Origin of the sequence: Photorhabdus kayaii (assembly GCF_025384895.1) — a bacterium.
GTDB classification, from domain to species: domain Bacteria; phylum Pseudomonadota; class Gammaproteobacteria; order Enterobacterales; family Enterobacteriaceae; genus Photorhabdus; species Photorhabdus kayaii.
This window is the reverse complement of sequence record NZ_JAJAFZ010000066.1, coordinates 1-24,284: the sequence shown is the minus strand read 5'-3', so window position 1 is coordinate 24,284 and position 24,284 is coordinate 1. Positions and strand designations below refer to the sequence as shown.

General features: G+C 38.0%; 15 protein-coding genes, 2 tRNA genes and 2 pseudogenes. 4 read left to right on the top strand and 15 right to left on the bottom strand.

Features of this window, described 5'->3' with window-relative positions:
• Nucleotides 1–227: 227 nt before the first annotated feature.
• From LGZ98_RS19045 to LGZ98_RS19030, 4 genes are all read right to left on the bottom strand, one after another.
• On the bottom strand, nucleotides 228–605 hold the full coding sequence (locus tag LGZ98_RS19045) for a BON domain-containing protein (RefSeq protein ID WP_112896688.1): 378 nt from the start codon (nucleotides 603–605) through the stop codon (nucleotides 228–230).
• 362 nt (nucleotides 606–967) lie between these two features.
• Nucleotides 968–2,557, bottom strand: a complete 1,590-nt coding sequence (gene prfC / locus LGZ98_RS19040) for a peptide chain release factor 3 (protein WP_113044123.1) — start codon at nucleotides 2,555–2,557, stop codon at nucleotides 968–970.
• Between the two features lie 155 nt (nucleotides 2,558–2,712).
• On the bottom strand, nucleotides 2,713–3,159 hold the full coding sequence (rimI, locus tag LGZ98_RS19035) for a ribosomal protein S18-alanine N-acetyltransferase (protein WP_112896687.1): 447 nt from the start codon (nucleotides 3,157–3,159) through the stop codon (nucleotides 2,713–2,715).
• Entirely contained in the window at nucleotides 3,128–3,541 is a 414-nt protein-coding gene (locus LGZ98_RS19030; RefSeq protein WP_113044122.1) for a DNA polymerase III subunit psi, read from the bottom strand. The genes rimI and LGZ98_RS19030 overlap by 32 nt, the downstream gene beginning before the upstream one ends.
• Before the next feature lie 130 nt (nucleotides 3,542–3,671).
• Between LGZ98_RS19030 and rsmC the strand changes: the two genes are divergently transcribed.
• The 3 genes from rsmC (at nucleotide 3,672) to LGZ98_RS19015 (ending at nucleotide 5,192) form a co-directional block, all read left to right on the top strand.
• Entirely contained in the window at nucleotides 3,672–4,688 is a 1,017-nt protein-coding gene (rsmC, locus tag LGZ98_RS19025; RefSeq protein WP_113044121.1) for a 16S rRNA (guanine(1207)-N(2))-methyltransferase RsmC, read from the top strand.
• Between the two features lie 261 nt (nucleotides 4,689–4,949).
• Nucleotides 4,950–5,036: transfer RNA gene (locus LGZ98_RS19020), tRNA-Leu, on the top strand.
• 69 nt (nucleotides 5,037–5,105) lie between these two features.
• Nucleotides 5,106–5,192 (top strand) — tRNA-Leu (locus LGZ98_RS19015).
• 52 nt (nucleotides 5,193–5,244) lie between these two features.
• Here the strand turns inward: LGZ98_RS19015 and LGZ98_RS19010 are convergent.
• From LGZ98_RS19010 to LGZ98_RS18970, 9 genes and pseudogenes are all read right to left on the bottom strand, one after another.
• Entirely contained in the window at nucleotides 5,245–5,511 is a 267-nt protein-coding gene (locus LGZ98_RS19010) for a DUF1435 family protein (RefSeq protein WP_112878839.1), read from the bottom strand.
• Nucleotides 5,512–5,733: 222 nt separating this feature from the next.
• Nucleotides 5,734–6,480 carry an aspartate/glutamate racemase family protein gene (locus LGZ98_RS19005; RefSeq protein ID WP_228902032.1) on the bottom strand — a complete coding sequence of 249 codons (747 nt, stop codon included), beginning with the start codon at nucleotides 6,478–6,480 and terminating at the stop codon, nucleotides 5,734–5,736.
• Between the two features lie 85 nt (nucleotides 6,481–6,565).
• Entirely contained in the window at nucleotides 6,566–7,786 is a 1,221-nt protein-coding gene (locus LGZ98_RS19000; RefSeq protein ID WP_228902034.1) for an MFS transporter, read from the bottom strand.
• Nucleotides 7,787–7,912: 126 nt separating this feature from the next.
• Nucleotides 7,913–8,404 (bottom strand): hypothetical protein, encoded by a 492-nt coding sequence (locus LGZ98_RS18995; protein WP_262978402.1) that lies wholly within the window; start codon nucleotides 8,402–8,404, stop codon nucleotides 7,913–7,915.
• A gap of 28 nt (nucleotides 8,405–8,432) precedes the next feature.
• Nucleotides 8,433–10,205, bottom strand: a complete 1,773-nt coding sequence (locus tag LGZ98_RS18990) for a carbamoyltransferase family protein (RefSeq protein WP_113044116.1) — start codon at nucleotides 10,203–10,205, stop codon at nucleotides 8,433–8,435.
• Between the two features lie 315 nt (nucleotides 10,206–10,520).
• Nucleotides 10,521–14,075 carry a non-ribosomal peptide synthetase gene (locus LGZ98_RS18985; RefSeq protein ID WP_158536618.1) on the bottom strand — a complete coding sequence of 1,185 codons (3,555 nt, stop codon included), beginning with the start codon at nucleotides 14,073–14,075 and terminating at the stop codon, nucleotides 10,521–10,523.
• Complete coding sequence (locus tag LGZ98_RS18980; RefSeq protein ID WP_262978401.1) at nucleotides 14,042–18,817, bottom strand: non-ribosomal peptide synthetase; 4,776 nt, start codon at nucleotides 18,815–18,817, stop codon at nucleotides 14,042–14,044. Before LGZ98_RS18980 ends, LGZ98_RS18985 begins: the two co-directional genes overlap by 34 nt.
• 174 nt (nucleotides 18,818–18,991) lie before the next feature.
• Nucleotides 18,992–19,867 (bottom strand): pentapeptide repeat-containing protein, encoded by an 876-nt coding sequence (locus LGZ98_RS18975; RefSeq protein WP_205068580.1) that lies wholly within the window; start codon nucleotides 19,865–19,867, stop codon nucleotides 18,992–18,994.
• 584 nt (nucleotides 19,868–20,451) lie between these two features.
• Nucleotides 20,452–21,525: pseudogene (locus LGZ98_RS18970) on the bottom strand (tryptophan 7-halogenase); the annotation flags it as partial.
• Nucleotides 21,526–21,792: 267 nt separating this feature from the next.
• On the opposite strand from LGZ98_RS18970, the pseudogene LGZ98_RS24335 reads away from it, so the two are divergent.
• A pseudogene (locus LGZ98_RS24335) lies at nucleotides 21,793–22,173 on the top strand (LysE family translocator); the annotation flags it as partial.
• Between the two features lie 36 nt (nucleotides 22,174–22,209).
• Here the strand turns inward: LGZ98_RS24335 and LGZ98_RS18965 are convergent.
• Nucleotides 22,210–22,359 carry a hypothetical protein gene (locus LGZ98_RS18965; protein ID WP_229015731.1) on the bottom strand — a complete coding sequence of 50 codons (150 nt, stop codon included), beginning with the start codon at nucleotides 22,357–22,359 and terminating at the stop codon, nucleotides 22,210–22,212.
• A 333-nt stretch (nucleotides 22,360–22,692) separates the two neighbouring features.
• Complete coding sequence (phoA, locus tag LGZ98_RS18960; protein WP_262978400.1) at nucleotides 22,693–24,135, bottom strand: alkaline phosphatase; 1,443 nt, start codon at nucleotides 24,133–24,135, stop codon at nucleotides 22,693–22,695.
• Nucleotides 24,136–24,284: the final 149 nt, after the last annotated feature.

Genomic DNA, 24,284 nt, shown 5'->3' with positions numbered 1-24,284 from the left:
GATAATAGATCAATATTTCCCAACGTTATCGGTATACGTGTCCCCACACAGCCCCCAAGAAAATAAATGACGGATAGAGAGCATAACTTGGAAAGTTATTATCCGTCATTATATTATGGTGCTACGCAGTCAATATTTCGATAAAAGTACCCCTGGTGAGGGCGCATATCCGGTTAGTACAACGTAAAATTATCTGAATGGAAAAAAACCATTCATAACAAAATATATTATTTTTTTATGGTCAGACCGTTTTGAATCGACTTGACCCCTTTCACTTTAGAGATAATCTCTATAATTTCTCTGGATTGTTTCTCGCTTTTCACAAAACCAGAAATATAAACGACTCTCCTCTCTGTTTTTACCGAGATATCACTACTGTTGATCCCTTTTGCCGCCAACAACTCACTTTTAATCTTCGCTGTGGTAGCACTATCACCCATATAACCATCGATGTTTTTCATTGAATCATCGATTTTCTGACCAGCACTGTCGAGTGCTTGTGTCGCTTTATTTTTAAAAGACTCCTCCGCCAGTACACTATTGCTAACTACAGCGGTACCCAAGGCAACAGCCACCAACAAGTGAGCCAATTTAACATTCTTCATCCTATACCTTCCTTAATTACCGGCTAGATTTCTGAATCTATAAAGCCATTCAAACCGTTTTTACACAAGGTGTTTTTACACGATGTGTTTTTACACCATGTACTGCACCTAAGTAGAATCGTAATCTAAGCAGAATCACAATCTACATTAGAATTAAAAACAGGTTATCACTCCCAATAGCTGAGAGGCTAAATCGGGAAATAAGCACATCAATACAGCAAAGACCGAGGAAATAGTAACAGGAAAATAAAGCAAAACGCTATAAAATAAGACGGATATTACCCGACTAAATTATAAATTATTCTTGTGTTACATATATTTTTGTAAAGAAAAAGGCTAACTTGTTGTTAGCCTTAAAAATATTAATGTTCCCGTGTTTTACGGAATTTGATGTCAGGATAACGTTCACTGGTCAAATTTAGGTTAACCATCGTTGGGGCAATATAGGTCAGATTATCACCACCATCGAGCGCCAGATTTTGCTCACTCTTACGCTTAAACTCTTCCAGCTTCTTAGCATCATGACACTCAACCCAACGCGCTGTTGAGACGTTTACTGGTTCATATAAAGCTTCAACGTTGTATTCACTTTTTAAACGGGCAACAACCACATCAAACTGGAGAATACCAACGGCCCCCACAATCAAATCGTTATTTGCCAGTGGACGAAATACCTGTACAGCACCTTCCTCAGATAATTGAACCAATCCTTTCAGGAGCTGTTTCTGTTTCAGAGGATCACGCAAGCGAATACGACGGAATAATTCCGGAGCAAAGTTAGGAATACCGGTAAATTTCAGATCTTCCCCCTGAGTAAAGGTATCACCAATCTGAATTGTCCCGTGGTTATGCAAGCCGATAATATCTCCCGGATAGGCATGATCCACATGAGAGCGATCACCCGCCATAAATGTCAGCGCATCAGCAATCACCACATCTTTCTTAATTCTTACCTGATGCAGCTTCATGCCTTTTTCATATTGACCTGACACAACACGCAAGAAAGCCACACGGTCACGGTGTTTAGGGTCCATATTGGCCTGAATCTTAAAGATAAACCCGGTAAATTTATCTTCCTGAGCAGAGACTTCGCGAACATCTGTCTGACGCGGCATCGGCGCAGGCGCCCATTTAACCAAACCATCCAACATGTGATTAACGCCGAAGTTACCCAGTGCAGTACCGAAAAATACCGGTGTTAGTTCACCTTGCAAAAATGCCTGATGATCAAACTCATGAGAAGCCCCCTGCACCAATTCCAGCTCCTGACGCAATTGTTCAACCAGATCTTCACCAATCGCGGCATCCAATTCAGGATTATTCAGCCCCTTAATTGCGCGGACTTCCTGAATAGTGTGCCCCTTTCCGGTCTGATACAGGTAAGTTTCATCAAGATAGAGGTGATAAACCCCTTTAAAAGACTTACCGCATCCAATCGGCCAGGTGATCGGGCAACAAGCGATATTTAACTCATTTTCCACTTCATCCATCAGTTCCATCGGATCACGGATATCGCGGTCAAGCTTGTTCATGAACGTTAGAATCGGGGTATCGCGCAGACGGGTCACTTCCATCAATTTACGTGTCCGCTCCTCAACCCCTTTAGCGGCATCAATGACCATCAAGCAACAGTCAACCGCCGTCAATGTACGATAAGTATCTTCGGAGAAATCTTCATGCCCTGGCGTATCCAACAGGTTAACCAGGCAATCTTGATAAGGAAACTGCATCACAGAAGTGGTAATGGAAATACCACGCTGTTTCTCCATTTCCATCCAGTCAGATTTCGCGTGCTGGTTTGAACCACGACCTTTCACCGTACCGGCTTTCTGAATCGCCTGCCCAAACAGCAATACTTTTTCAGTAATCGTCGTTTTCCCTGCATCAGGGTGAGAAATGATAGCAAAAGTTCGCCGTTTAGCGACTTCCTGCTGAAAAGGGGAATTTGACATCAATAACCATCTTCTGCTTTATATACGGGCTTGTATTCAACATCAGACGCGTCCCCGCAAAGGGAACCGTTGCCAAACCCGTAGGTGAATGAAAAATTGGCGCTCATTTTCGCTGAAATTGGTGTTATAAACAATCAATCAATTTTATAGCACTTTTAGCAAAACAACGGCAACGCCATGATGATGGCATCTTCTTTACCTGTCGCAGTAGGATAGTAATGCCGACGAACAGAGACTTGGTTAAACCCTGATTGTTCATACAACCTAATAGCAGAATGATTCGATTGTCTGACTTCAAGCCATAAGGTATGCACGCCTTTACCCGGCAAAATTGATATTAAATACGCTAATAATGCCTTACCATAACCTTTACCTTGGTAGTCAGGATGAATAGCAATATTAAATAGGGTTGCTTCATCTAATATCAATTGGGTTATGGCAAAGCCAATAAATTGTTCATTAATCGCTATCTTATAATTCAAATACCGCTCCCCCTGATTACCGAAAAATGTTTTTTCACTCCACGGGAACGCGTGACTGGCTTTCTCAACCAGAAAAGCGGACGGGAGATCAGCGGGAGTTAATAGAGAAATGTTGTTCATGTTGAAAAATCTGTTGCCAGAGAGCACGTTTTGCCTGTCCATCACAATATAAATCATTTAATGCCGGGCTTCTCAAAGAAATTCCCGGCCATGATAGTGTAATATCCACACCTAACAACCAATATGGGCACTTAACCTGTTCCGGTAACATCGCAACATTATTTGTTGTAATGCAGTAAACAGAGGATTTATCCAACCCCATAGCGGTGAAAATATCCATTAATAATGAATTAGTTAAATTAATGTGGTCATTGGTAATAATCAGCAGACGGGTGGTATCAGGTAAGTGAACAGCTAATTCACCTTGCAAAACCGCTGGGTTACGTAAGGTCCATTGGGTAATCCCCAATTGAGCTAATAACCTGTCGCGCCGGGTTACCATAATCTATTTACCTGCTGTAAAAAATAATCGGTAACATGTTATCAGAGGCCACGATCTGCGCCAATATTGGGTTGAGATTTATCACTATCTGATACTTGAGCACAGAACCATTGAAGGAGCTTATAGACAAATGTCTGCGTTAACCCCCGCCAGTGAAGTTATTTTACGTCACCGTGAGCAATTTAGCTCTCATCATCTGCTCTTCGCCGGTGATATTCAGGATACACTGGCAACCCAAATTGATGCGGCCAGTGTGCGAGTGCACACTAATCAATATCATCACTGGCAATCACTGATCCGCACTCTAGGTGATCATGCTTGGTTTAGCCTGGTAGCCGAAAAAGCATTTACTCAGGGCTGTGACACCCTGATCTACTACTGGCCTAAAAGTAAGCAGGAAGCTCGCTTTCAATTACGTAGCCTGTTCTCTGTTTTGCCAAAAGGCATCAACATTTTCATTGTCGGTGAAAACCGTAGCGGAGTACGTAGTGTAGACAAACTGATGGACGGCATGGCAACGTTTCGAAAAATCGATAGCGCCCGTCGTTGCAGCCTGTTCTACGGCCAGTTAGAACATGAAGTGCAGTTCGAACAAGATAACTGGTGGAACAGTTATCAGGTGGAAAACGTCATAGTGAATACGTTACCGGGTGTATTTAGCCAGGATGAACTGGATGTGGGTAGCCGTTTATTGCTCTCTACCTTTGACAAACCTCTCTCCGGCAATTTACTGGACATCGCATGCGGTGCGGGTGTTCTGGCAGCGGTATTGGGTAAGAAAAACCCTGAGTTAGCACTGACTCTTAGTGATGTTAATGCCGCAGCGATTGCCTCCAGTAAAGCAACCTTAAAAGCCAATAAACTGGAAGGTCATGTTGTTGTCAGTAATGTTTATTCCAATCTTGAAGATAAATTTGATTGGATTATCTCTAATCCTCCTTTCCATGAAGGATTAAAAACCAGTTTACTAGCAACCGATGATCTGATCCGCCAAGCTCCCAAGTACCTCAAACCTGGCGGAAAATTGCGAATTGTTGCCAATGCCTTCCTGCCTTATCCTGATTTACTGGATAAAACTTTTGGCACTCATGAAGTCATTGCTCAAACAGGGAAATTCAAGGTTTATCAGGCAACAAAAAAATTCTAATTGACTCAGCCTGTCCTGGATTCAAGGGCAGGCTATTTTTGATAACAAAATAATAGGATAACAAAATAATAGCATCGCGACGGCAAGGGAGTGAATCCCCGGAAGCATAGGTAACTATGTGACCGGGGTGAGCGAGTGCAGCCAACAAAGAAGCAACTTGAAAAATAACGGGTATATAATAAATAATGATTGACGTCTGCTACAAAACCTCTAGAATTCGCCTCCGTGCTATCAATCAACAGCTTGATAGTGTCTGAATTTGCGAGGGTGGCGGAATTGGTAGACGCGCTAGCTTCAGGTGTTAGTGTTCTTACGGACGTGGGGGTTCAAGTCCCCCCCTTCGCACCAAATCAGACAGCCGCTGATTGAATTCGGCCAATATTAAATTAGGCAATAAAAAGTAAAATGACAGTACCTGCGAGGGTGGCGGAATTGGTAGACGCGCTAGCTTCAGGTGTTAGTGTCCTTACGGACGTGAGGGTTCAAGTCCCTCCTTTCGCACCAATCTGTCTATTTTCCTTATCGAACTTCTCTCCATTTATTCTGCTATAAAACGTCAAAAACAGCCAAACCGATGTAGCCCGGCCAATAAAGCACATAACACAGCAAACCCTGATGGTATTAATAGAAAATGGCGTGATTTTTGGTTTAGCAGCATAAATAGCGTCAACAACATCGCGAATACTACCCCAATTCTGAACTGCTCAATTCCAGGATTGACGAGGACGAATAGCATGCCTGCTAAGCTAGATAAACCTATTCCCCACAAACTGGTGATACCCTGCCAGAAAAGCGATCTCTCTCTGTCTTTAATCCTGATCATAACCTGCACCCAGTCAAATGATAATGATTACCAATATCATATACAAAAAAGCGTGAAGTACAAGTCAGTTGAAATAGCTAATCTGGCAGATCAAATCAATATCTTGTGACACCCGTTCAAACTATTACGATTCAACATACTACAGAGTTGAAAAACCGTGGTTCGAAAATATCACAAAGCACTAACTCAAGCACTCAATATTGGGATGACAATTACACAGAATTAAGAAGAAGGCCGCTTAATGCAACTAATCTCCCTTTCTCTTAAATCCAACTTTGGATATTCCAAACGACTGTGGGTAAGACCAGCTCTTATCATCATCTGTAAATAACCCAATGCAACTGCTGTAGGATCAATTATTTGAATCGGCATTCCTACAGCCTTCATCTCTTTGGATAAGTACTTTGCCATCCCCATCATGCCGGTACAACCTAATACTATGGCTGTTACCTGCTCTTCTTTAATCATCTTTTTAACTTGAGTAAGGAGAACATCTTCTAGCTGTCCCGGTGTTTTATGCAATTCATTAATGGGTTGATCAATGCTGCGAATACAAGCCAATTGCTGATGAATACCCGCTAATGTCGCAAGATCTCTAACCAAACGTGCGCAAGATTGGGAAATTGTAATTATTCCCCAATGCTTCGAGATCACTCCAGCACTGAGAGCGGCAGGCTCAAACCCCCCAACGATAGGAATATCAACCATCTCTCTCGCAACCGAAATAGCGGGATCACTGACACAGCTCACGAAAACCCCATCATATCCTTCCTCTTCGGATTCAACAATCTTGCTAACAATCTCAGGAGTTGAATACATTTCGTCATAACGGGACTCAATCGAAGGCGAGCCAGATTCTAAATTAATAATAGTGATTGATACGTCTGGTGCAATATAGGGATACAGCTCTTCTTGTACCGCAGAATTATATTTTGACGTCAACAGTGGAATGATAACTTTAATTCTCATAAATGACCTCAACAAAATAGATATCAATAAATGGTCAATGTTATTAGTAAGATAATTTCACCACTCAGAATAAGTGCTCATTTAATCAACTAATATGTGATTCATTGTTAATTTTCCTATTAACTACATTATTTCGCAAATCAATTAAGACAAAAAATGAAAATAACAACCCCATAGCAATTATTAATGACACTATAATTGCTGAATTAAATAGTTTTCCAGTAAATGCCCATCCTGAAATAAGGACACTGAAACTGAAGAAAATAAGTCGAAAAAAAGTTAATAAGGATGATGCTGAACCAACTAACTCAGGATACAACGCCAAAGAACGAGAAAATACCATACTATATTGGAAAGCAGAACCTATACAGATAACGGCCATCGACAGTGTAAAAAGTATTGCAGATTCGGGATAAATATGACTAAATATCATTAATGAACCACAACCTATCAAACAAATTATAATACTCAAATAGATACAATTAGCTGATCCAATCTTTCTATTCAAAGCACCTGAATAAAATCCAGCCACCGACAAACATATTCCTAATATCGCTTGATGCACTGCAAATATGTAGTAACTCATTCCCATTTTATCTATATATAAAAAGGGCACAACAGATACATATGCAATACATGCAGATACTAATAGCCCAGGTGTAAAAGCATATATTAAGAAACGCGTATTGAATATAAGTTGACAATAACTTTTGGTGACCATCTTTACACTCAACTTTATCGTATTACGATTTGTTTCAGGAATGATAAGCACAGCTATAAAGGAAAGAAAGCTCAGTAAAGCCACTAAGTGGTAGGTAAATCTCCAATTATAATGTGCAACAATAAGAGAACCCGCAATAGGAGCTATAATGAGGGCCATTGATATTGCCGCGTTGAGAATGCCAAAAACCTGTACTGACTCCTCATCTTTATAAGTATCCGAACAAATTATAAACCCGACAATCCAAATAGCACTGCATCCTACCCCTTGGATAAATCTAAATAAATACAATTGATTAAGATCAACCACGGTTGAACAACCTATGCTACCAATAAAGAACAGAGTAGCGCCGATTAAAATGATTTTTCTTCGCCCATATGATTCTGAAAGTGGACCGAAAATAGGCGTGAATATACATAACCCTAAGAAATTTACTATTAGAGTAAATTGCACTGCCGATTCAGTTGCAGAAAAAAATTTTAGCATTTGGGGAAATGCTGGCAATGTGATGTCAACTTCTATAAATGATGGAACCATTCCAATGATAAGTATTATCGGTAATAGCTTTAACATTAACGGTGGCATAAATCAATTCACCTCTGAACATTATGAATCCTATCTAATATAAACACAAAAAGCTGCCACCAAACAACATCTATAATTCAGATTCATTGAATGGATGGCAGATCATACAGACATTATAAAACCAAGTTATTCTGAGCAAGATACTTTCAATGAGAATAAACCGGCATTAATGCAACTTCTTGCAAGATCGATAACCTCCCACTCAACATCAGAATATTGATTAAGTAAGTGAGATAATGTTTTAGCCGGTGTAATATAAGGTGAAAAAAACATGCCAAGCGCCGCAGACTCGCCGATAAGACATACCCTTTTCACACCTTTAGTTTTACTCACCGTCAATTGCTGCTGTGAACTCTCCCAAAAAATGGAATCAGATTGCTCGCGTCTTATAAAAACCACCTCATTATCAATTTTCGTTGGATGCCATGTACCGATAGCAGTATATCCATCAACATTTCCACTGCATGAAGGGATATTATTGCAAAATGTCGTACCATGACTATTTTGATCTTCATTCATCAAATAAATTTGAGCTAACCGCATAACTTCCAAGGCATTCTCTTGATTATCAGAAAGAAACTCCGCTAACTTTTCGGTATTGACATTAGATTGATTCATATTATTTTCCTAAAAACGTAAGTTTATTCTAGATAAAGGTATAGATGGCTTCTATAGATTGCCCTGTAAAGAGATCTTGTGGTGGCTGAATAAAACTAAACTCTATTTCTGCCATCTTAGAAAACGCTTCCGAAAGCATAGTTCGCTCAATAATAAAATCTTCCAGAACTAAAACATCAATTCCTGAATTACCAAAACACCTTACCGCATCAAGTGGAGTACAAACGATGGGTTCTCCCCTCACATTAAATGAAGTATTCACCAATATTGGGCAATTCGTTGCGTTATAAAACGCCTTCAGTAAAGAATGAAACTTTGGATTAGTATCAGCAGTAACTGTTTGTGGTCGGCAAGAGCCATCAACATGTGTGACTGCGGGTAAACTGAGATTTGAGGTTATTTGACACGTTTCAAGCATGAATGGTGTTGGAATTGATAATTCAATATGATTTGCGGCTTCCTCTTCCAAAAGTGCTGGCGCAAATGGCCTAAATCCTTCTCTCTTTTTGACCAATGCATTTAGCCGATCTCGCATAGAAGGATCTCTCGGGTCCGCAATAATACTTCGTGCTCCTAAAGCCCTAGGACCAAATTCCATCCGCCCCTGAAACCAACCAATGACTTTTCCATTTATGAGCATCTCAACAATGGTTTGCTCAAAACCTTCTCTATCTTCACGGAAATCCAACGCTTCAATCTCCATTGAAGTTAGCATCTCCAATATGTTGTCGTTACTAAACTTTGGACCGAGATAAGGGTTTGTAAATGGCTCGTAACTGTGTCGTTTTCCCGTCATCTCAATATGAGCCAATGCAGCTGCCCCCAAAGCGGAACCAGAATCTCCAGCAGCAGAAGGAATAAAGATATTATTAAATAGGCCAGTCTTACGGATGGCATGTGTCGCAACACAGTTTAGAGCAACACCTCCTGACAAACATAAGTTTGTTGAATCAACTTTTTCCCGCAGATCATGAACTTGTTTGATAAGAATCTCTTCCAACACCACTTGCAAGCTTTTCGCTAAATCCATGTGGTGTTGTAGCATCACAGATTCTTGTTCTCTTGGGGGAAAACCAATCAAGTCAATAAAAGCATCCGTGTACATTCTATTTATCTGGCAAAAATCAAAGAACTTCATATTCAGCTTAAACCTAAATATTTTCTCCATACTGAACATTTCTCGCAACTTATTGGTATATATTGGTTTACCATAAGGCGCTAATCCCATGACTTTATATTCGCCACTGAGTACTCTGAATCCTAAGTAGTTAGTAATAGTGCTATAAAAAAGACCCACTGAATTTGGATATTCAATTTTCTCGAACAAATTGATGTTATCGCCTTGCGCATAACCAAAAGTAGAAGTTTCCCATTCCCCCACACCATCAGAAGTCAATATAGCCGCGTCAGTAAAGCCAGAAAATAGATAGCTCCCGGCAGCATGTGCCATGTGATGATCGTAAAACTTGATCTCTTTCTCATACCCCAATACTTCAGTAATATCACGAAATGGCTTGTGGCAGTCCAACCAATGAAGACCGTTAGTAGCAGAAAAGTTGAAATTGGAAGCAAGTTGCCTAGACAACTTCTTATAAGGGTTTTCATAATAAGCAATACAGTCGATATCTGTAATATTAATTCCGCCCTCTTCTAAACAATATCTGAAAGCTCTAATTGGTAGTCGAGAGTCATTTTTGAATCTGGAAAATCGCTCTTCTGAAACAGCAGCTATTAATTGACCATCGCTGATCAGTGCACAAGAAGAATCATGAAAATTTGCAGAGATACCAATTATATTCATAGCATCATACCCTATTTTTTAGGTTTAAGAATAAATACCAGCACTAACTTATTTATTTTTAGCAAAGTTATATATCCGTCATCTTTCAGGTTGCCTCTTTGTTGGCTGCACTCTCTCACCCCGGTCACATCGTTATCTATGCTCTCGGGGATTCGCTCCCTTGCCGCCGCGATGCATCTTGAAATCCATTGGGTATATATCTTATTTTAATTTATCAATTTAAACGATGGATTCATTATTCACCACGTATTATAAATAAAAAAGTATATGACAGAAGTCCTATTTTAATCATTATAGAAAATCAGTCTCCCCCCATTAATTATTCTTCTCCATCCATTTATTTATTACCGCGGAAATAGCGTTAACATTAGGTTGGAACATTATCGACATATGATGACCATCAATATCCTCAATAATAAGATCACCAGAAATATGTTGGCTCCAACCCAAGCATCTTTCTTTAGCCTCATTAGGGAATACCAGCATCTCTTCCATATGAGAACGGTCTTTAGCACGAAAAAGAATCGTGTCAATGTTTACAGTACCAGCAGTGTACTTTGATGACACTCTGGAATTAGCCAGGCAAGTGTCAATCATGCGTTCAAGCATAGTGACATCAGCATCTGGGGCAAATCCACCATGTTCTTTAATAGTATTTAATACAGCATCAAGTATCTCGCTGTGAGTCAGCTTGCTCATGTTTTCTAAATCAATATCGATATGAGTACCAAATTGTTCAACAATTTCTTCGAGACAAAGACCAAGAACTTTCATCATGTTCAACTCTTTATGAGCTTTTCCAGGCGCCACGCTGTCAAACAAGAATAGTTTAGATACTTCATAACCACTTAACTCAAGTTGCCTCGCCATCTCAAAAGCAATAATTCCCCCGAAAGACCATCCCCCAAGCACAAAAGGGCCTCGTTCTTGAACTTTTAGCATTTCATCAATATACATTGAAGCCAAGGTTTCAACGGTATCTATCGATTCATGCCCCCATTGCTTATAAAATAACGGTGACTGGAAAGCATAAAGCGGGTTAGCTAACATTGTGGCTAATGGGATATAGCACATTGCGCTACCACTTAGAGGATGAACGATAAATACGGGCTTATTATTAAATTTATTTTTTGCAAGAGGTATTAAAATACGGTTTTCATTATCTATATCATTACTCTTTATTTTTAATGCTAAGGATTCAATATTACCGCTATCATACAACGTATCTAAAGGTAAATTCTTGCCAAAAGTTTTATTTATCTCAGAAATTAAACGGACTGCTCGAAGAGAGTCCCCACCACTTTCAAAGAAATTTATATCTAAGGTTGGTTTTTTAAATCCGACAATCTCCTCCAAAATAAGACAAAGTGATAATTCTACATAGTCTCGCGGATAGCGTAAACCTCCACCTTCATTACCCAGCTCTATTTCAATTTGATTAAGCTTATTCCTATCTATCTTACCATTATTATTCAACGGTAAAACATTTAACGCCTTAATTACCGAAGGAACCATATAGGCTGGTAGATTTTCTAATAGATATTTTCTTATCGTATTGATTGATGTGTTTTGATGCTCTTCATAAAACTCAACAAATGCGACTAAACGTTTATTTCCTGGTGATTCTTCCTGAACCAAAACAATAGCATCTTTTATCAATGGATGCTTTCTTAATATATTTTCTATCTCTCCAATTTCTATTCTAAATCCCCGGATCTTAACTTGATGATCAGTTCTACCCATGAATTCTAAATTACCATCAGGTAAGTATCTAACGACATCGCCGGTGCGATACAGTTTGTCAAATCTTATATCAGAACCTAATCTGTTTTTTAGAAAGTGGCGTTCCGTAAGTTCTGGACGCTTCCTATAACCTTTTGACACACCCGCGCCACCAATATATAGTTCACCTTTAGCTCCGATTGGTAGAACGCTTTGTTCACTATTTAAGACATAAAACTGCGTATTTGTGATCGGTTTACCAATTGGAACCCTCTTTGCATCTTTACTGAGTTTTTTAACATCAAACCACGCAGATGAACATGTCACTTCGGTTGGACCGTAAGCATTAATAAAGCCTTTTGGTGGCGCTTTACTTTCCAAAACACAGTGTGCTTTTGTCGGATCAAGTGCTTCACCACCCACAACAAGCAACTTAAGCCCACCAAAACTTTCCGGCAACTCGGTAGCGATCATATGATAAAGCGCGGTAGGAAGATAAAGCATGGTAATTTTCTGTTGTTTAATAAAAGCAGAAAATTCCTGTGGGATTAGTTTTATAGCATCAGGAACCACCGTAATAGATGCACCATGCAATAGCGGTGCCCAAATTTCCCATGTAGAAATATCAAATGCAAAGTTATTAACTTTTGCAAAAACATCTGCTTTGTCGCACTCCATATGATTAGTATCACAAACCAGTGCCGCAACATTATAATGCTGAGTCTGAACGCCTTTCGGGATCCCGGTCGATCCTGATGTGAAAATCATATATAAGATGCTATCAGCCGGAATCGAGTGCGAAGGATTTGTCTCCTTATACTCATTGAATAACTGATTTTCTTCATCAAGCAATATTAGATCAATGCCACAATGCGCAACTGTTTTAGCAAGCGTTGATTGCGTTAAAATCACAACTGAATCACTGTTTTTCACTATAAAATCAATTCTAGCGGCAGGAAGTGCAGGATCTAATGGTACATACCCGGCACCAGCCTTTACAATTCCTAGCAAACCTACAAACATTTCAATCGATGGTTGAACACAAAGACCAACTAAATCAGTAGGATTGACGCCATAATTATTTAAGTAGTGAGCTAACTTATTAGCTCTTTTATTTAATTCTTCGTAAGTTAAATATTTATCTTCAAACTTAACTGCAATATTATCAGGATATAGTTTAACTTGCTCTTCAAAAATTTCATATAAAGTTTTATCTGTTGCTACAGGCCCTCGCTCATTATTCCAATCTTTAACGAGAGTATTTCTTTCTTCACTATCAACTAATTCAATATAATCAATACTCTGATCTGGACTCATCAAAATATAGTTAAGCGTTTTTATATAATAACGGAAAAGTCGATTCACTGTCTCTTTATCAAAGAGATCAACTTTATATTCTATATATCCATTAATAGAACCAGCATCCGAAAATAAAGCCAAACTCAGGTCAAATTGAGAATTGCCGGGATTTAATAACACTCCTTGAGGTACTGCCTCACCGATATTAAGGTGATTTCTTTTTCCATTGTAAAGAGAAAAGAAAGTATTAAATAATGGATTTTTATTTTTTTTACGATTAGGACATGTTGCTGAAACAACTTCATCAAAGGGAATATCAGAATTTTCAAATATATCGGTTAATTTATTTCTCATTGATTCAAGATAATTTAAAATTGTCGTCTGTTTAAAACCATTATGTCTTGTCACCACGACATTGGCAAAGTTTCCTATAATGTTTTCAATAACACTATGATGTCGCCCAGCTACAACGGTTCCAATAGTGAAGTCATCTTCACCGCTGACAATATAAATAAGGACTGAAAAGGCAGCCATCATAATCTCAAATTGGGTGAATCCATTATTTTTTGAAAATTCATCAATTTGGCTCACAATTTCTTCTGGTAATTGAAAATAGAACCGAAAACCGCTATCACTAATATTAGTTGGAAAAGAATTCCCAAGTGTAATGTCAACTTCGGAAGGTACCCCTTCTAGCATATTACGCCAAAAATCCAATTTTCCACCACGCCTCGATTCATTCATAAAAGTGTTATACCAGTGCATATAATCAATAGGTTGTATCGCTATCTCAGGTAGAGAGATATTTTCTCCTCTTAAATAATATACCCTATGGATTTCAAGATGCATCGCGGCGGCAAGGGAGCGAATCCCCGGGAGCATAGATAACTATGTGACCGGGGTGAGTGAGTGCAGCCAACAAAGAGGCAACTTGAAAGATGACGGGTATAAGTATAAAGTTGGTTAAGTTCATTAGTAAATATATTAGCAGAAGAGGTTCCATCAGCAATAATATGGTGAAAATTCCAGAAAATAACATGTTCATCATGATTACTAATGAATAACACCCTAAATAGATAATCTTTCTCTAAATTAAATGACCTAGCAGACTCCTTCTCTACGATTTTTTTAGATTCCTCTGAAAACTGTTGTTCAGATATATGATTAAAATACCAGACATCAAGTTTAAATTCTGAAATTGGTACAATTTTTTGATAAGGAATACCATCCAACTCATAAAATGTCGTTCTTAAAGATTCGTGGCGTTTGAAAATATCATTCAATGCCTTCTCCAAACTACTTAAACAAATCTTTCCTGACAACCTAAATGCTTCAGGGCAATTATAAGCCGCAGAGTGAGGATTAAGCTTGTAGAGATACCAGAGGTTTTCCTGTGTGCCTGATAAAGGAATAACCCCTTCCCTTGACATTGGGGTAGGCTTTTCTACATGGATATTAATACCTTTTTCTTCAATAATTCTTGCTAATCCTTGTACTGTTGAGTTTTCCAGAAAATCGCTCATTTTAATATCGGTTGAAACAGTCTCTCTTAGCTGAGTAAGTACTTTCACAGCCGTCAGAGAGTGACCACCAATTTCAAAAAAATCAACATCTTCATCATTGACTGGCCTACCAAGCACCTCTTGCCATATATAGCGCACCTTGCCTACAGTTGTAGAAAGGTCAATTTCTGAAGCCTCTATTTTATGCAAATCCGCAAATTCTGGCAGGGCACGGATATCTAATTTACCGGTTGAAGTTAATGGAAGCGCTTTTAACTCGATAAATAAACTTGGCACCATCTCCTTTGGCAAACGTTTTTTTGCAAATTGTCTAAGCTCACGTTTATCGACTATCGAACCTTCAAATAGTACATAATAAGCAACCAAGAACTGATTAACCTTATCTTGCCCTCGATTTCTTAATGCAACCCTTAGTTGCATAATAGATGCATGACTTTCTAATACATTTTCTATCTCTCCAGGTTCTACTCTAATACCATTGATCTTAATCTGCTGGTCAACTCGGCCTAAAAATTCCAACCCACCTCCAGATATAAAGCGAGCTTTATCGCCGCTTTTATACATGAATGAATCTTTACTCTCTTCCTCAGTAAACGGTTTTTTTCTAATAAACAGAGATTCTGTCATTTTTGCCCCTGATAGGTATCCATTTGCAAGAGGCTTCCCTGCAATATACATTTCCCCAGGTACACCAATTGGGACTTGTTGCATATTATGGTCAAATATATATATCTGTCTGTGTGGACAAGGGAGACCAATATAGGTAGAGGATTGTTGTTCACCTATTTTGCATTGCCAATAACTGGTATCAATAACTGCCTCTGTTGGCCCGTAAAAGTGATACAGGTTTACCTTTATCTTCGAATGTATACTTTCTCTTACGTTATTTGGTAATAACTCCCCGCCAGTAATAATGCAAGTTAAAGAACAACATTTTTCAATATTTTTCTCATTAATGAGTAAACCAAGCTGAGTAGGTGGAACTTGAAGATGAGTAACGCCATAATGAATAATTGTATTTATAGCTTCCTTTGGCTCCCAATTAAACTGATTGTCACCATTGACAATCAATGCACAGCCCGCTGAAAAAGCACCAAAAAGCTCCCATATAGCAACATCAAAATTCGGGGCCGCTGAATATAGCAATCTATCACTTTCACAAAGATTCAAGATTGACCTACGATTTTCAAGTTGCAAACAAAGCGCACTATGACTAACCATTACCCCTTTAGGCTCACCCGTTGAACCAGAGGTAAAAGAAATATATGCAATAGAGTCAGGTGTAGCTTGGTTACTCAGTGAGATAGAACGTAAATTACCAGATTTTAATTCGCTATCAATCTCAATAACGCACTCGTCAAATTCCTTTACAATATTTGCTAGTGAACTCTCACTCAAGATTATTGAACAACGCGTATTAGCGATTATCGTCCGATTTCTCTCCACAGGGTGCCTTGCATTAAGCACAACAAAAGTGGCTCCCATCTTAACAATAGCCAATAAACTGGCTATAAAGTAGGTAGTTCTCCCCATGCAAAGACACACAACATCACAAGCTTTTACACCAGCCTCTTGTATAATAGCCACTATCTGATTCGTTTTTTCCTCTAATTGCTGATATGTCAGGTTTTCATTAGGACCGACTAATGCTACTCCCCCAGAATTTAACTCTAAACATTGATAAAACAACTCAGGTAACGTTTTATCTCCACTTTTAGCCATACTCTTTATACTACTATATTTCCTAATTTCCTCTTTTTCACTATCAGGAATAATCGATAAATTTGCTACTGATCTATTCGGTGTCTCAATTGAATCAATGAATTCAATTAAGTTATTTGCCCTTCTCTTGATCGTATCTTGGTTAAAAGCAGCAGAATGAATCCATGTAATGGATTGCTCAGTATTTTTCTCTTCTAAAGCAATACAAATATCAATACCCTCTAACTCTTTGTATTGCAGTGGAAGTCCAATACAAAAACAAACTGTCGTTGTAGTTAAACTCATTAGTGGAGAATCATTTCTTGATTTCTCAATGATATCTATAATCGCCTCACTCGGAGTCGACCACTGTTTGACTTTACCGGTTAGGGTAACTAAGTTACTTTCAATTGAATCGTTAGGTTTATATTGATAAGTGAAAAAATATGTCGAATTTTCCTTAACATTGAAAACGAGTATCGAGATAGATTCTTGATTAGAAATTCTGGCTAATAATACAGAAAGCGAAGTCAATATGACTTCTACGATAGATTTTTTATTTCGTTTGGCGAATCTTTTAACTTTACTTTTTATTTTTTCATTAAGCAAAGCTGTCGTGATACTTTTCGTCAATGTAATTTCTGAAGATAATAACGAGTCTTTTATAATATTTATTAATGGAACTTCATCTTCTTTGTGATCATTATAGAATTTAGCCGCGCCATCAGTAAATCGGTTTTCTTTATTATTGATACATTCCTTGGAAAAAAAGAGAGAGGTCTTATTGAGATTTGTCGTAATCGTTTCATCTAGAGAACCAATATCCACACCATAAGCATTAATCTTTTCAAAAATATAATCTATCTGACTTCCAAGTCTTGTTCTATTTAAGTCATTTTTAATTAGAATCAATTCTTGGTTATAATTATCCTTTATCCAGTCAATTATGGTATCCTGCTCTAAAGGATATCGATGTTCTATACAAGCATATAAAATAGCCCAAACTCCAACTCTACCAGCATAATAGTAGGTTGCTTCGAGACCTTTCTCTTTGATTTTGCATAATCTTGTGATTTCATTTATTGATGAATACAATTTACTCCAAATTTCCTTAGCACCAAGTTTCTCAACAAAATAAAATTCATTTTCCGGATCTTTGGTTGCTAATATTGAACCTATCTCCATCAATAATGTTTCAGTTGGTCCTTCACCTATTCTCAAAAATCGACTATCTCTCAATAAACTAGATGCCACATTTCTTTCATCTAACCCTCTTGCTCCCATCAATTGGACTAAATTATCTGTGGCTTTCCAAACAAATTCTGATCCCAAAACTTTTGCAGCAATACATAAACTCGCAGGAACAGATACACCATGATCGAAATCCCCACATGCTTGATCAGATATTGCCGTCACACTTGTTATCGCATGAATTAACCAACTCAGTTGTAATTCTGTCACTGGATTATTTATCAGTAGCCCGGTACTGATTTGACGCTGGGAAGCAAATCTATACATCAATTGAGCACACCGCTTCATTACCCCAATGGCCAGTGAACTCGCTAGTGTACGCCCAAAAAGCAAACTACTCGCAGCAACTTGCATGCCTTTTCCCAATTCACCTAATCGCTGTGTATTTCGGACAACAACGTTATTAAAAGTGACGGTACGCAAATCAAGACCTTGGACTCCCAGATAATTCTGTTCACCACCAACTTCTATACCTGAGGCAGATGCTGGAACTACAAAGCAGCTAATTCCTAATTCATCAGCAGATTGATGTTTTGCAAATACAATAAATACACCAGCAATAGAAGCTCCACCCAACCAACATTTACTACCATTCAGTACCCAGGAATCATCATCATGCTTCGTCAGGGTGGACTCCATATTTCGCGGATTCGAACCCGCAGCGAGTTCACTCAATGCAAAACATCCAATCATCTCACCTGTTGACACTTTCGATAGATATTCCTGCTTTATTTCTGGACTAGCATGTTTGAATATCAAATAACTACATGAGTGTTGGAGTATAGTAAAAGCTGTAAGAGTAATATCTATGGCTGCGAGTTGTTGGATGATTTGGGAAGCCTCTGAAACAGAAATATCGATGCCATTGAACTCTATCGGTATTTGCATACCAAAAAGTCCAAGTTTCCCTGACTGATAAATAAATTGCTTCGATATTTCTTTGCCTTTGATTATCTCATCATCTGATTTAGAAGTTAATCTAATCCAATCTAATAATTCTTTCACTTTGGGACTAATCTGGGCTTTATTATTATCTGGGCATTTTCTATTGAGATCTTTTTCTATCAGAGATTCTTTTTGAGATTTTAGTGCAATAATATCTTCTCTTACTTTCATTTTCCACATAACTCCTATTAATATTTAACTCCTAAGATGCGGACAATAGCAAAACCAGCAAAAATTCAAAGAGTGTTAACAGTTAAATAATCAGAGGTGTCTCCAGTACATAGGATAATAAGGAAAATATTCTTTTTTATCCTAACGAATATAACCTCAGTTGCCTTTTCTACTTTAATTATCTGGATGGATGATAAACCCCATTTCTTCCATCAAAGGAATCATTTGCCATTCAAATATTTCAACGCCAGAAAAATCTAATAATCTCACGTCTATATTAGATATTTCCGCATTCCTTAAATCAGCTTTAAATATTGATAACCCATCATAGCGGGATGGAGAAAAAATAGTATTAGTTAGATTTGAACCTTCAAGGTTTACGCCTGATAATACAACTGAAACTAAATTACTTTCTGATAAGTCGCACTTTTCAAGATATACGCCTTCAAAATCTGAATATTTAAAGTTTGATTTTGTTAATGTTGCTGAGCTGAATATAACTTTTCGACTGACTACTTTTGTAAAGTCGGCAAGCTCAAAATGACACCCTTGCGCCTGACACCTATCAATTGTTATATCAAATAGCTCAGCACGATAAAAATTACTTGTTGAAATATCACAGCAAATAAACTTTGAACTACGTAAGTCTGCACTATGAAAATCACAACCTTTTTGACTATCTTTACTATAAAATAATGTATTTTCAAACTCACCATTTGAAATATTGGCTTCAATAAAGTCACAGTTAAATACTTGACAATTTATTAAACGCAAACCATTTAAGTTTGCACCTGAAAACTTCGAATCAATGATAACACAGCTTTTAAATACTAAATCTGGTTGATGTTCATTACTCCAGTCCAAATTATTAAATTTTCTACCTTCAATTATACCTGTTTCTTCTGAAATATCTAAACTAGACTCAAACATATTAAATCTTCTCACTATACGATGATTCATACGAGCTATTACTCTATCTAAACCATAAATTGTATACCCGTTATCTTTCAAGTTGCCTCTTTGTTGGCCGCACTCACTCACCCCAGTCACATCGTTATCTATGCTCCCGGGGATTCGCTCCCTTGCCGTCGCGATCCATCTTGAAATCCATAGGGTATATGATAGAAACGAATTTCAGAAAATGATTTTCCAATGAAATTTCCAATTCTGGAACCATTACCTTACCTCCCCCTTTGAATTTGTATATACACATCAATTTAGATAGGGTTTGTTGAATAAGTCAAGGAAGTTTTGAAGAAGACGAATGGAAGGTTGAAATATACAACACCAGGAAAATGTAAGTTCTGATGAAGACTTCACATTTCTATTAATATTACCTTTCAAAATATTATCTGTATAAACAAGTTAGCGGGAAAACCGTCTCCTTTCCCCTCCCCAGAACGACAAGGTTTTTCGGAAGCTGATTAATGATAAACTCACCCGGTAGCTTACCTTTACTCTGGTAAGCTACCGCCCTTAGATTACTGGCGCTCTAAATGCCATATAAATACTTTACGAATAACTTTTCAGTCTTATATAGATTATTTGGATAATCGAGATTAATTTAATACAACACATCTTAAGTAAGGTTTTAAACTTACTGAATCCAATAGGCACCAATTTTTTACCTGTTATCAATCTTTATTTTTTAAGTTATGTAGATGTTGTAAATATTCATGGCATGTTGGTAAATTATTTACCATATTTTCTGCTTTCATATAATGGCGCAATAACATCTCATCCGCTTCATCAGGCATCATTAATGATAATGCTGGTTTACTCCTTAGTGAATCTGAACCCAAACCCAGAATCATAGTATTCCACGAATATTCTTCAAAACCATGATAGAAAGGATAGATAGTTTCTTTATCCAGCAAATGATCTTCCGCTAACATTATTTTTTTTAAAAGCTCTTTAGGTAATTCAACATTTTTCCATTCTTTCCAGTACACAGTATCATTACGCTTTGCTAATGAGAAATGGAGCAATAGAAACTCTTTAACACCATCAACAACACGATTAACTCGCGTATTATACTCTTCAATGAGTAACTCATTGCCGCTACTTCTTGGAAAAAATCTGACGAGCTGCTCAATTCCATGTTGAATGAAAAAAATTCCCGTTGATTCTAAAGGTTCAACAAATGCGCTTGATAATCCAATCGCTACGCAATTCTTTACCCAAGAACGATTGCTACGACCAATTCTCATTCTAATATGATTTGCAACACACTCTGCATTTTCATATGGAATGGATTTCCTTAATTCAGCTTCAGCTTCTTCAGGGCTTTGGTATGTATCACAATATACGTACCCATAACCATTCCTCTTATACAAAGGAATCGTCCAACGCCATCCATTGGACATTGTACGAGCTGTTGTATATGGTTCAATATCACCCGTATCCTTTCTAGGTACTCGTAATGCTACTGCTCGGTTATTTTTTAGCACATCTGAAAAACTCACAAATGGCTCATTCAATGCCTTGTTAATTAATAATCCTTTGAATCCAGTACAATCAATATAGAGATCAGCTTTAAGTTTTCCGTGTATTTTTGTTTCCAGATATCCTATTTTTCCATTCTCATCAATTTCTATATGAGTCACATCATCTTCTATATGGCTAACACCTCGATTCATTGCATAACGTTTTAGAAAACTCGCAACGCCATCCGCATCAAAATGATAGGCATATGGGAACTGAGCCCTCTGTTCTGCTAATGTTGATTGTCCGAGCGACGCATCAGGACTTTGCGTAAAAAGTCATTATAGACATCATATTTTTATTTTTTATCGAATCACACTACTCAAATGTTAAAAAACCAATAGTAATTTGTCACATAACATTATTATTTCTAAACTGCATTTTATTTTTACACCAAGTAACCATCATTACTGAAAATATACTAACGAGTCGTTTTCAGATATTATGTGGAATTTCCGAAAAGCCACATCAATATTAGAGGATATCGTTTAATGGAGCATCTCATTCATTATTTCTCATCCAACGAAAGCCTAAAAATATTCTACCTTTCATCTTTTTTATTAGTTATGCCAGGACCAACAAATACATTGATATTATCTTCTGGATTGAAGATAAACTGGAGAAAATTACAAAAAATAATAATTATTGTAATGTTAGGTTATTTAATTTCCGTTAGTATCTTAGGTTTTACCTTAACATTTATTTACTTATATTTCCCTTGGATTAATTTTCTGCTGAAAATTTTATCTGCAATTTACATTGCCTTTTTATCAATAAAAATTTGGAAATCTTCATTAACCTCTAGTTGCTCAGATGAAATAACGTTCAAAGAAATATTTATAACAACATTACTTAGTCCAAAAGCATTCATACTAGCTTCTTATATTATTCCCTCTTATGCTTTTGAATTACCAACTATACCCGTCATCTTTCAAGTTGCCTCTTTGTTGGCTGCACTCGCTCACCCCGGTCACATAGTTATCTATGCTCCCGGGGATTCTCTCCCTTGCCGCCGCGATGCATCTTGAAATCCATAGGGTATATATACTTATCCTCAATGGTAATTTTACTTTTAACTCTATATCCAGTTTCCTGCTTATGGGCATTATTAGGCAAGACTTTACATTTGCTGCATATGCAAAGTAGCTATATACAGCCTAATTATTTCTTTAAAATTGCATCACTAACTTTAATGGCTTTTTCCATATCACTAATTTATTCATCAAATCTAGAGTATTTCTCTCAATAATTTTATTTAGTTCACAGCTGTATTTGTCCTACCAATGTAATTAGAGAAAAATATACACTAAAAAAACAAAAAAATTAAGGCCAGAGAATATCCGGCCTTAACTCTTTATTCCTCAACCACTTATTCCCCAACCACCCAAAAATTACTTTAACTTCATCGCATCACGTATCGTGAAGAATAGATCTGTCTGGTCAGTCAGACCTACAACATTGGCTGCCTGAGGGCCATAAGCAGCCACTCGTAGCTGAGTACCCGTATGTTCCTGTTCCTTACCCTCAGAAGTACCGTAGCTAACTGCCATCACCGAACCATCTTTCGTGATTAATGCCTGAGTCAGCCCCGGAGATTTTATATCAGCTTCAATAATCTGACTGGCGTGAGCATGATCAGCGGTGACAATAACTAATGTATCACCGTGTTTACGCGCATATTTCAAACCAACTTGTACCGCCTCATCCAATGCGACAGTTTCACCAATCTGTCCACAAGGATTAGCTTTGTGATCCTGCTTATCAATCGAAGCGCTCTCCACTTGTAAGAAGAAACCTTTCTGATTTTCTTTCAACAGATCAATGGCTTTCTCCGTCATCTGTGCCAACGTCGGCGCATCAGGATTCCGTTTCGAGTTGACTTTACAAGTCACTGGGGGATTATCAATATTACCGTGATAAACGGCTTTAGGTCCTTCCCAAGCAATGTCCATATTGTCTTCATGGAACAAGCCCAACAACGGTGTTTTCTGATCCGCTCTAGTCACGGATGCCAGTGACTTAGCATCCCTGACCAACTGATAACCCTGTTCCTGTGCCTGCTGTTCCAACGTTTTATCCTTGCCAGTACCAACAACCGATTTCTGGGCGAAAATCTTGGCACCTCCACCTAATGTGATATCAGCACGAGCCACTAATAATTGCTCGGTGATCGAACCACGCCCGCCATTTTCTAGCGCATTCGTTGGACATTTTTTTATCGTCTCTTGCGGACCATAACAGCCACGGTCAGTGACATGCGCATACAGTGCTGCTGGCGTGGCATCCTGCACTCTAGCCGTCGTTACGTTGCCTGTCGCTTTACCATTCGCTTTTGCCAGCTCAAGCAGAGTTTGGTGATCTTTACCAAATACATCAACACCCAACGCGCCATTATAGGTTTTTACACCAGAAGCCCAAGCGGTGGCAGAAGCCGCTGAGTCAGTCGCATAGTTGGGTTTACGACTCTTTTTATCCAGAGAATAGTGAGTGTACTGGCCGGTAAATGGCAAGGCATCAATTCCTTTGAAAAATCCACCCGCGCCTTCTGCATAGTTACGAGCAATAGTAATCTCAGAATCCCCCATACCATCACCAATAAACAAAATAACGTTCTTAGCTTTATGATTATTTATCGCTGCTTTTAATGCCTCAGTCTGGTTTTGAGTCATACGGCGAGCCCCACCAAATTCCGTAATATTACCTTTCACCGCCCGACCTTCCGCCATAATTTGATTAGCATTTTGATCATCAGTCGCCAACACCGGTAAGCTGACACCTGAAATTAAGGCTGAGACCATGACTACAACCAAACTTTTCGTATATTTGTTCGACATTAAGGTTTCCTTATTAAAACGCAATCGGAATAAAAATCATCGTTATCTGATAAAGGGATACTAAATAAATTATGTGACAATTATGTGAAGAAAATAGAATTAACTCACCATTTCGCCACCAATGATCCAGGGCGCGAGCATACTTTTTT